We start from the raw sequence: 12651 nt of genomic DNA, 5'->3' as shown, positions 1-12651 counted from the left end.
TAAAATCTATATTTAATAAGGACGTGATTAATGTGGGGATGGTAGAAATATTAGGAATGGTAGAGTTAATTGTGGGGGTTCTGATGAATGCGTATATCGGAAAAATCGGATTAACTGTTTTTGGGAAAGACGACACATATTCAAGAGCCCTTCTGAGAGTAATCGGTATTTTTTTAATTATAAATGGGGTTTCAAGAGCCTTCCATATCTAATTATTAAGAATATGAATTAGTTATAAAAAAGCTTTTAAATATACCCTTTTCTAAAATGGTTGTTTTATTTTCAAATAATTAGTTTCAGAAGTAAGAAAATTTACCATAAGGGTAGATGTTATTTCAAAATTCCATTAGATTTTAAGAGGTGAATAATGAAAACACTGTTTTGTTTACCGTATGCGGGAGGATCAAGCTCAATCTATTATAAGTGGAATAAACTTATGAATGATTCATTGGAATTATATCCAATTGAGTTAAAGGGAAGAGGAGCAAGAATAAATGAAGCTTTTTATGAAGATATAAATGAGGCTGTAGATGACATTTACGATTTGATAAAGGATAAAATCAGTGAAGGTGAATATGCTTTATTTGGTCATAGTATGGGGGGAAGATTAGCTTATAAACTTTACTATAAAATTGAACAAATGAGAAATAAAAAACCTGAACATATATTTTTTTCAGGATGTGGGGTACCGAGCATTAAAAAGAAAACAGGTATGATTCATACCTTGCCAGATGATGATTTTTTGAAAGAAATTATGCGTCTGGGAGGTACTTCAGAAGAATTACTATATAATAAAGAATTAAGGGATTTATATATACCCATTATAAGGAATGATTTCAGAATATTAGAAAAAATAAAGAGGTGAAAAGATCTAGTAAAATTGATTGTGATATAACTGTGCTTTCTGGAGATGAAGATAATACAATAAGCCCGGAAGCTATAAGGTTATGGGGAGATTATACTAATGGGGAATGTAAGATAATTAGATTTAAAGGAGACCATTTTTTTATTAACCATCATGGGTTAGAAATTACAGAGATTATAAAAAAAATGGTGAATTAAATAAAGTAAATTTATAAGATTAGTATCTTATATGGAAATAGCCCGTATGTTCGAAAAAGGAATAAGGGCTTTTTTTGACGGGAAAGCTTAATAGCGTAGGTATGTATTTTCGGGAAACTTAAATTTTTTTATCAGCGCCAAATAAACTTAGTGATTAAAGAAGTGAGATGATAAATGTTACCAAGCTGAATAAATGTTTTTAGAGTATATTTTAATTTTTGTTTATTAAATCTAATAATATAAAAAAACTTAGATAATATCATATGGTTTATTTTTTCAATTGTTTTCTGTGGTGAGTAATTATTATAAGGATATGTATATATACTGATAACTTTATAAAATAATTTTCGGTTGACAAGTTTGAAATATTCACATAATATATTTGTATAATATTTCTTTAATTTGTATAATATTTCTTTATGTACTTAAATATGGATTGTTTTCTGTGGTTATATATAAAATTTATTTAATCACATTAAATAAATTTTATATATATCTTTGTGGAGAGAATTGTGAGTTTCTTTTTCATTATTGATAGGATGAGTCTATAAAAATTGAGGCTTACGATTTTGATACATTTTAAACTGCAACGTATAAAAATATCAGTTGAAAAATAAAATCATTTGCATCTTTATTACAATTCCAAAACTAGTTTATAAAATCGCCCAAGAAATATTTTGTATTTTGATTTTTGAAGTGAAGGAGTTTTCTTATGTCAATATTTATAAAGGAAGATACAAAAAGTAGGAATATTCAGTCGGATAAAGAAGAGTTAATTGAGTTAACGGAGTTTTCAGACGGTAATATCAAGAGTTACTTTCCATTTGATTTTATAATACCTAGTAATCTTGAAATGAAAAAAGGGAATGTTAAATTTCAAATTACAAGTAGACTAAATTACAAATTAAATGAAATTATTAAAGAATCGGATGAAAAATTACATAGTGTTTTTTCGACAGTACTGATGTTGTTAATAAATAAGTATACAAGAAGTAATGATATTATAATTAGCACTCCTTCTTATAAAAAAAATAATGAGGATGAATATGGTAATAAGGCTTTAGTATTAAGAAACCAAATAAATGATGATGATTTGATTAAAGAGTTATTACATAAGGTAGAGCAAACAATAAATAAAGCAATTGAACAACCTAATTATAAAGTGTTCTCTTATTTAGAACAAGAATGTAGTAAGGGGGTTCTACCATTTGATGTAATGATTGTGCTTGAAAATATTCAAGAAAGCGTTTGTATAGAACAGTCTGTATATAATACTATTTTTTCGTTTATGAAAACGGAACATCATATAGAAGCTAGCATTCACTACAATGAGTCTTTATATAGGAAAGAAACTATAAATAAACTATCTTTACATTTTTTGGATATACTGGAATTATTGTTAAATCATATCGATATGGCAGTGAAAGATGTAAATATATTTTCGAACGAAAAAATGCAATTTACGAAGTTACCCTATAGAAAAAAACAATATCCGCAAAATCAAACGATTCATGAGCTATTTGAGCAGCAGGTTAAAAGAACACCAGAAAAAACGGCGTTAATATTAGAGGATTATCAACTTTGCTATGCAGAACTTAATCATCGTGCGAACCAACTTGCACGTTATCTCAGCGAATGTGGAGTGAGAAAGGGAGATCTCATTGGTATATCAATGGAACGTTCCGTTGACTTATATATTGGCATTCTCGCGATTCTGAAATTAGGTGGAGCTTATGTACCACTAGACTCTCATTATCCAGAGCAAAGGCTGTCATATTTATTAGAGGATTCTGATGTATCCTTGCTTCTTACTCATGAGGAATTATTATCGGTGCTTCCTGAAGTACCGGTAACAGTTATATGTGTAGATAAAGTTAGAGAGCAGATTGATAGCATGAGTGGTTCAAACCTTAACCATTCTGGTTCAGGAGATGACTTGGCTTATGTTATGTATACCTCAGGTTCAACTGGAAAACCAAAAGGAGTCAGTATTATTCACCGAGGTGTTGTGCGACTAGTAAAAGGAAATGATTTTGCTGAATTGGATGAAGATAAAACGTTCTTACAGCTGGCACCAGTTGCTTTTGATGCTTCTACATTTGAAATATGGGGCAGTTTGTTAAATGGAGGATGTTTAGCAGTAATGTCAGCAGAAACACCAACAGTTGAAGATATTGCTAAAGCTATTAAAAAGTACCGGGTCACTACCCTATGGTTAACGGCTGGACTTTTCTCGTTGGTTGTTGATCAGCAACTAAAAGCGTTAACTGAATTACACCAATTATTAGTTGGGGGAGATGTGGTTTCGGTTCCACATGTGCGAAAAGTATTGGAATTAGGTAATGTTCAAGTAATCAATGGATACGGCCCAACTGAAGGAACGACATTTACTTGTTGTTTCTCGGTTCCTCAGGGGTGGAATGGTGGTACACTTCCAATTGGGCGTCCAATTGCCAATACAGAGGTTTTCATTTTAGATTCTCATTTAAATCCTGTGCCTCCAGGTGTTCCAGGAGAGATGTATATTGGAGGAGATGGATTGGCACGTGAGTATTGGCGCCTTCCAGATTTAACAAGAGAGCGTTTTATACCACATCCATTCAATAAAGAGCCTAAAGCACGGCTTTATAAAACAGGGGATTTAGTACGTTATTTGCCAGACGGTAATATTGAATTTATTGGTCGTTTAGATCATCAAGTAAAAATTCGCGGCTTTAGAATTGAACTTGGAGAAATTGAAAATAAATTGCAGAAATATAAAGAAATTAAAGAAACTGTTGTTATTACTAGGAATGATGAGAATGGTGATAAATATATTTGTGCTTATTATACTTCAGAAAAGGAAATTCTAAAAAATAAATTAAGGGAATTTTTAAGGAGTTCACTTCCAGAATATATGATTCCTACATATTTTTTCAATTTGGATAAATTCCCACTTACAGAAAACGGGAAAATAGATAAAAGAGCACTACCTACACCAGATATAAGCCATAATACGAACTTACAATATGAGGCCCCAAAAAATGATACGGAAAAAAAGCTTGTCGCTATATGGGAAACCGCATTGGGGAGAGAGCGGATAGGAACAAATGATGATTTCTTTGACTTAGGGGGACACTCTTTAAAAGTATCGATGGTAATTTCGCGTATTAGAAAAGGGTTGGGTGTAGAAGTAAGAATTAAAGAAGTGTTTGAAAATTCTACAATTAAACAGTTAAGTGAACTTATACAAAAGAAAGATAAAAAACATTATACGGTAATAAATAAAGCGGAAAATAAAAAATATTATAAAGTATCTTCGGCAGAAAAAAGAATGTTTGCCCTTTGGGAAACAGATAAACATAGTATAGTTTATAATTTGCCGATTATGATTGAACTGACTGAAGAATTAGATATATGTAAAGTCGAAGAAGTATTAAATGAAATCGTTAGAAGACACGAAGCGTTAAGAACAAGTTTTCATGTAGTGGATGGGGAACTAGTACAACGAGTTCATGATAAATGGAATCTAGAATTTAATTATAAAAAATTACAGAAAAAAGAAGCTTTGTTGTATATGAAAAGGTTTATTAAACCATTTGATTTAACACGAGCACCATTGATTAGATGCAGTCTTATAACATATGAAAATAAGAATATAATACTATTAGATGTTCATCACATAGCGGCAGATGGAGTATCTGTAGGGTTAATAAGGAAAGAATTTAAGAAGCTTTACAAAGGGGAAAAACTAGAAAAACCAGTACTGCAATATAAGGATTATTCAGAATGGCAAACTGATCCCCTTAACCAAGAGACAAGCATAAAACAAGAGCAATATTGGTTAAATCGATTAAATGGTGAACTTCCTATATTAAATATTGAAACAGATTATGAAAGACCGAGAGTAAAAAGTTTCGAGGGAAGTAGAATAAACTTTACTATAGACAAGATGTTAACAGCAAAACTTAGAACAATAGCAAAAGAAACGGGAACAACATTATATATGGTATTACTGGCGGTATACAATGTGATGTTGTCAAAATACAGTAATCAAGAAGATATTATTGTAGGAACAGCAGAGTCTGGGAGATCCTATGCAGATCTTGAGAACACTGTGGGAATGTTTGTTAATACGGTTGCTTTAAGGAATTTTCCGGAATCCTATAAAACATTCAGAGAGTTCTTAGAAGAAGTTAAATATAATACTCTAAAGGACTTTGATAATACGGATTATCAATTTGAAAATTTAACTCAAAAACTGGCATTAAAAAGAGATGCAAGTAGGAATCCATTAATTGATGTTATGTTTACATTTGAAAGTATGGATTATGGATTTGGTGGAAATGAAGAAATTGGTGAGTTGAAATTACTGGAATCAGAAATCAATATATCAAAATTTGATTTAACATTAACTGCCGTAGAGGTCAATGAACATATTACATTTAATTTAGAATACTGTAGTAAATTATTTAAAAGAGAAACGGCTGAAAGAATGGGAGAGCATTATACTAATCTCCTGCATAATGTAGCATCAAAATTAGAAGTGGCTTTATATAGGTTAGAAATGATTAGTGAGAAGGAGAAATACAAATTACTTAATGTATTTAACGATTCGGCTGTTGAATATCCGAAGGATAAGACTATACATCAATTATTTGAGGAACAGGTGGAAAAGACACCGGAGCATATAGCTGTAGTATGTGATAGTGAAAAATTGACATACAGGGAATTGAATGAAAAATCGAATAGTTTAGCTAGAGTATTAAGGAAGGAAGGAGTAACAGAAAAAGATATAGTAGCAATTATGGTAGATCGGTCTTTGGAAATGATTATAGGGATTTTAGGAATACTAAAGGCAGGGGGAGCATATTTACCCGTAGATCCGGAGTATCCAAATGACAGAATAAGTTACATGTTAGATGATAGTAGAGCTTCTATACTTTTAGTGAAAAATCAATTAGCAAAAGACGTTATGTACAGTGGTAAGGTGATAAATTTAAAAAATCGTTCATTATATGAACAAGAAAAGAGCAATTTACTGAATAGTAATCAGCCAAATCAATTAGCCTATGTAATTTATACTTCTGGAACTACGGGAGCCCCAAAGGGAGTGATGGTTAAACATAAGGGAGTTGTTAATTATATTTATTGGGCAAAAAAGAGCTATGTAAATGATGGTAAATTTGATTTTCCATTATATTCTTCAATAGCGTTTGACTTAACAGTAACTTCTCTGTACACGCCGCTTGTTACAGGAAACAAGATTGTTGTGTATGAGGGGACAGATAAAGCGCTACTGATAAGAAGAATAATAGAGGAAAATAAAATTGATATTATAAAATTAACACCAACGCATTTAAGATTGTTGGAAAATATGGATTTATCAAAATCAAAAATAAAGAAATTAATAGTTGGTGGGGAAGAGCTAAAAGTAGAACAGGCCGAAAAGATATATCGAGCATTCAATGAGAATATAGATATATACAATGAGTATGGACCGACAGAGGCAACGGTAGGATGTATGATCTATAAATATAATGTTGAAAAAGATAAGGGAATTTCAGTTTCGATTGGTGTGCCCGCAGATAACACAAAACTATATGTTTTAGGGAAGAACATGGAGCTACTTCCAATTGGCGTAGCCGGAGAATTATGTGTAAGCGGTGATGGGCTTGCAAGCGGATATATAAATAGAGAAGAGTTAACAGCGGCGAAATTCTTGGATAACCCATTTGAACCCGATAGTAAAATATACAAAACTGGAGATGTAGTGAAGTGGGTACCAGATGGTAATATGGAATACCTAGGGAGAATGGACAATCAAGTTAAAATAAGGGGTTATAGAATAGAAATCGGAGAAATAGAAAATCAGCTTTTAAAGATCAAAGATGTTAAAGAAGCTGTAGTTATGGCAAAAAAAGATCAAAATAAGAATATGTTTCTCTGTAGTTATATAACGTCTAATAAAAAAGTGGAAGCTTCAAAGATTAAAGAAAAATTAACCAGGGAACTTCCAATGTACATGGTACCAAGTTACATTATTCAAATTGACAAGATGCCTTTAAGTTCAAATGGAAAAATAGATACAAAGGCGCTTCCTGTCATTGACGTAGCAGAATTAATAGAATCAAAATACGAAGAACCAAGAGATAAAATAGAAGAAATTTTAGTGAAAGTTTGGGAGAAAGTTCTAGGAATAGATCCGATAGGTATTAACTATAATTATTATGAAATCGGAGGAGATTCAATAAAGTCAATATTAATCGTATCGGAACTTCGGAAATATCACTTGAGACTCGAGGTAAAAGACTTAATGCAATTTCCTCGAATTAAAGAATTACGTGAACATATTAAATTAGATGATATCCAGGTTGATCAGTCGGCAATTGAAGGTAAAGCTGAATTGGTTCCGATTCAAAAATGGTTTATTGAACAAGAATTTTCACAAAAAAATCATTATAATCAAGCTTTTATGTTTTACAAGCAAGATGGCATCAATGAAAAAATATTAAGAAAGTCATTCTTGGAAATAGTAAAACACCATGATGCCTTAAGAATGATGTATATAAAAGAAAATGATGAATTTAAGCAATGGAATAGAGGTATTGAGCAAGCTGAAGATGCATTTAGCTTAGAGTTATATGATGTAAGAGGAGATGAAAATCCTGAAAGAAGTATTGAAATGTTATCTAGTGAAATTCAAAAAGGAATGAGTTTAGAAGATGGCATCTTAATAAAACTAGGTTTATTTAAGACTAAAACAGGAGATCACTTACTTGTAGCAATTCATCATATGGTTATTGATGGGCTATCGTGGAGAATATTGTTGGAAGATTTAGAAACACTGTATTTAAAAATAGAAAATGAGGAAGAGGTAAAATTACCTCAAAAAACTACAGCCTTTAAAGAATGGACTCAAAAGCTCAATGAATTTGCAAAGGGCAAAGAAATTCAGAAAGAATTAGACTATTGGAAAGCGTTGGAGAGCATACCATTTGAGACGCTACCAAAAGATTTTTCTGAATGTGAAAGCTTATATGAAGAGAGTCAAGAGATTAGCATAAACTTTACAAAAGAACAAACAGAGAAACTCTTGAGGAAAACAAATGCAGCATATAATACACATATTAATGATATACTGCTTTGCTCATTAGGATTGGCTGTAAATAAATGGTGTGGAATGGACAAAGTGTGTGTGAGTCTTGAAGGACATGGGAGAGAGGATATTTTAAAAGATGTTTCGATAAATAGAACAATAGGCTGGTTCACTTCAGTATATCCAGTTACTTTGGATATGAGCTATAGCGATAACCTCTCGTATTCAATTAAACTAACAAAGGAGACATTAAGACATATTCCTAACAAAGGAATAGGGTATGGAATTCTTAAATATTTATCAAACGTTGAAAAAGGTATCTATTTTAAGTCAAAACCAGAAATTAGTTTTAATTATCTTGGTGAATTTAGTCAGGAAGAAAGCGATGGTCTGTTTCGCTATTCTAATATCCCAACTGGTATTAGCATTTCAAGGGAAAATAAAAAATCACATAGTATTGAGATCAATGGTCTCGTTATTGAAGGACAGTTAAGATTCATATTTAGCTACAATACGAAGGAATATAAGTGGGAAACAATAGAAGAATTAACAAATGTTTATAAAACTAGCTTAAGTGAAGTGATAGAGCATTGTGAGAACAAGAAAGTAGCTGAAAAAACTCCATGGGATTATGGCGATCCAGATTTAGATTTAGTGAATTTGAAAAAAATAACTGCATGTGGTAAGGCAATTGAGAAGATCCATTCTCTTTCCCCAATGCAGGAAGGTATGTTGTATAACTCTATTATTGAAAAAGATTCAAGTGCCTATTTGGAGCAGAGTGAACTGACTATTGAAGGAATAGTTGATGTGGAAATTCTTAATAGCATATTAAATAAAATTATAGAGAAATATGAAATATTAAGAACGGTATTTTTCTATGAGGATATTAGTGTGTTTAAGCAAGCGGTTTTAAGAAAAAGGAAGATTAAAATACATTATGAGGATATAAGTCACTGGGATATCGAAACAAAAGAAAATTATATAGAGCAATTTAAAATAAGGGATCGAAACACTCGCTTTCAATTGACAAAAGACTCTCTAATTCGAGTATCAGTGATAAAGGTTCAAAACAACATATTTAAAATAATATATAGTTTTCACCATATCATTATGGATGGCTGGAGTATTGGAATCATACTTAAAGAAATAATGGATAATTATAAAGCATTTGTTAAAGGAAAAGAAATTCCGATAGAAAAAACTGTATCATATAGCAGGTACTTACAATGGCTTGATCAACAGGATAAAGTAGTCGCATTAGAGTATTGGAAAAATTATCTTCATGCATACGAACAAGAGATAGTGTTTCCAGAACACCGCTTAAAGGTTGATAAATATAAACGTAGACAAGAGCGAATATCGCTTACTGAAACAATAACAGCCAAATTAAAAAATTTAGCAGAAACAAATAGTATTACCTTAAGTTCAATTATACAAACAGCTTGGGGTGTGTTGTTGCAAAAGTATAATAATACAAATGATGTTGTATTTGGTTCAGTTGTTTCGGGTAGACCAAGTGAGATTAATGGTATTGAAAATATGGTTGGCTTATTTATTAATGCTGTGCCTATAAGGCTAAGAATAAAAGATACTACATCTTTTATTGAACTTGCTAAAAAAATAAATAAAGATTTTATTGAAGCTAATACATACAGTTATTGTTCATTAGCAGAGGTACAGGCGCTGACCAATATGAAGAATAAACTTATCAATCATGTAGTGGTATATGAGAATTATCCACTTGATATGAATCTAGCAAGTTTTCATAGCAATTATGAATCAGAATTAAAAATAACTGCTACTTCGGGGTTTGAACAAACGAATTATAATTTAGAGCTTCTAATCATACCTGGCAATGAGTTAAATATGAAAATAACATATAATAACAATATTTATAGTAAAGAAGTAATAAGTGCGATACTTCAGAATCTAGTGAATGTTTTAAATCATTTAGCTTTTAATCAAGAAGTGAAAGTATCAGATATTGATATGGTAAGTGGTGTAGAACGGAATAAGTTATTGCGGGAATTTAATGATACAGAAGTAATATATTCAAAAGAAAAGACTATTCAAGAGTTATTTGAAGAACAAGTTGAAAGAACGCCGACAGCAATTGCTTTAGAATTTAATGGAGAATCCCTGACTTACAATGAGTTAAATAAAAAGGCGAATAAATTAGCACGAATTTTGCGAAGAAATGATGTGAAGGAAAATACTGTTGTTCCTATCTTAGTAAGAAGATCTTTTAATCTTATTATAGGGATTTTAGGGATATTAAAAGCTGGAGGGTGTTACTTACCGTTAGATCCAGAATATCCTGTAGACAGAATTGACTATATGTTGGAAGACAGTAAAGGAAGTTTACTTTTAACAGAAGAGAACCTTTCGAATCATTTGAGCTTTACTGGATCAATTATTAGTATTGATTCACAGGAGTTAGAATATCAAATGGATTCTAATGTAGATAAAATAAATAAAGCTGAGGATTTAGCTTATGTAATTTATACTTCAGGATCTACTGGGAAGCCCAAAGGAGTAGCCATCGAGCATCGAGCGTTTCATAATTTTATTAAGGGAATAACAGAACGAATTGACTTTACCTATAATAATGTAATCCTTGCGGTGACTACATGTTCTTTTGATATTTTTGGTTTAGAGACGATTTTGCCTTTAATCAAGGGGGGGGAAGTAGTCATTGCCAATGAGACGGAGCAAAAAGATCCTTATCTATTAAATAAAGTTATTGTTGATTCGGAAGTAAATACAATCCAACTTACTCCTTCTAGATTAAAATTAATGTTAAACAGTAGTAATAGCAAAGAATGTTTTGAAAAATTGAATTTGATAATGGTAGGAGGAGAGGCTTTTCCTCATGATTTACTTTATCAACTTAAAGAGTGTACAAACTCCAAAATTTATAATATGTACGGCCCAACTGAAACTACTATATGGTCGACTATAAAAGATTTAACCAAAGAAAATAGTATAAATATAGGGAAACCTATTGCGAATACGCAGGTTTATATTATTGATGACGTTGGGAATACAGTGCCTATGGGAAGTGTAGGTGAATTATGTATTGCTGGAGACGGTCTGGCCAGAGGTTATTTAAATAAAGAAGAATTAACTGTAAAAAAATTTGTGGAAAACTCATTTGTTAATGTAGGAAAAATGTATAAAACGGGAGATCTGGCTAGGTGGTTACCTAATGAAGAACTAGATATTATCGGAAGAATAGACAATCAAGTGAAAATTAGAGGATATCGAATAGAATTAGGTGAAATTGAAAATGTCGCAAATCAATATGGAAAGATCAAGGAATGCATAGCAGTTGGCAAAACAAATTCATTTGAGGTACAAGAATTAGTGCTGTATTATGTAGCGAAAGAAAAAATCAATACATCAGAATTAATTAAATATTTATCGTCTATGCTGCCTACGTATATGATTCCGCAGATATACATGGAGATTGATGAAATTCCGTTGACCACAAATGGAAAATTAAATCGAAAAGCGTTGCCTGAACCTACTCGTAATCGTCCAGAGTTAAATAGTAATTACGAAGAAGTGGTGACTGATATTCAGAGGGATATTAGGAATATATGGATTGGTATTTTGAATATTAAAAAAGTTGGAATCCATGATAATTTCTTTGAGGCAGGAGGCAATTCTATCAAAATTGTAGCTATGCATAATGAAATTAAAAAACTGTATCCTAAAAAAATTCAAATTACTGATATTTTTGCACATCCAACTATATACAGATTGGCACAATTCATTGAATCTATTGAGAAGTTTGAAGAAATATCGACTTCAGTAGCCAAAGATATAACGCCAATTGAATTACCTTTAGAATATTTTTGGTTGGAAGATTGTTTAAACGAAGAACCTCTTTTGAAATTTAAATTAACAGAAGATGAGTATTCAGGATTACTGGGGATTTGTGGTGATAATTATGAAATATACCATCTGTTATTAGCATGTTATGTGTTCCTATTAGCTGATACGTGTGGAAAAAACCTTGTTACTATTCAGCTGGATAATCAAGGGGAAGAACAAATAAGTCAAATATCTGTTGATGTATCAGGGGTAGAAAATTTTTATGACATTATAAGAACTATCAAAGATAAAATTGGAAATGTAGCAAAACCTCAACAGTATTCTATCGATTCTCCAAGTGAATTATTTGATTCAGTAATTGATCATTGTATTTTTCCATTGTTTAGAGTATCGAACAATTCAAATGTTAATTATTTAAGGACTTACGATTTAGTGTTTGAAATTCATGAGGGACATAGTGAAGTAGAAATTATATGTATATATAATGACCAAAAACTGAATCAAAGTAAAATTAAGGATTTATTTTACAACTATATTAAGCTGATTCAAGTTATAACACAAAGTACAGTAAGTGGTTCAATATAAATGTAAGAATGAGGCAAAGTTAATCTTGCATTTTTATATGAGAGGTAATCAAAGTGTAAGGTTAACTTCGCTAAGTTAAATTA

The 12651-nt window shown here is 31.3% G+C and carries 3 protein-coding genes; all 3 read left to right on the top strand.

Annotated elements, in window-relative coordinates; all coding sequences use genetic code 11:
• The first annotated feature begins 32 nt into the window (after positions 1 to 32).
• A complete protein-coding gene (locus ACQRBL_RS02645) occupies positions 33 to 212 on the top strand; it encodes a hypothetical protein (protein WP_065229718.1) in 180 nt (59 codons plus the stop codon).
• Positions 213 to 367: 155 nt separating this feature from the next.
• Complete coding sequence (locus ACQRBL_RS02640) at positions 368 to 865, top strand: thioesterase II family protein (RefSeq protein WP_411996373.1); 498 nt, start codon at positions 368 to 370, stop codon at positions 863 to 865.
• Positions 866 to 1774: 909 nt separating this feature from the next.
• Complete coding sequence (locus tag ACQRBL_RS02635; RefSeq protein ID WP_411996374.1) at positions 1775 to 12568, top strand: amino acid adenylation domain-containing protein; 10794 nt, start codon at positions 1775 to 1777, stop codon at positions 12566 to 12568.
• Positions 12569 to 12651: the final 83 nt, after the last annotated feature.

Origin of the sequence: Bacillus sp. AF62, assembly GCF_050312695.1 — a bacterium.
Taxonomy (GTDB): domain Bacteria; phylum Bacillota; class Bacilli; order Bacillales; family Bacillaceae_G; genus Bacillus_A; species Bacillus_A cereus.
The sequence above is the reverse complement of the archived record's forward strand: the minus strand, read 5'-3'. Positions and strand labels throughout refer to the sequence as shown.

Coding starts and splice junctions, on each gene's coding strand:
- ACQRBL_RS02640 (WP_411996373.1), top strand. CDS start 368: ATGAAAACACTGTTTTGTTTACCGTATGCGGGAGGATCAAGCTCAATC.
- ACQRBL_RS02635 (WP_411996374.1), top strand. CDS start 1,775: ATGTCAATATTTATAAAGGAAGATACAAAAAGTAGGAATATTCAGTCG.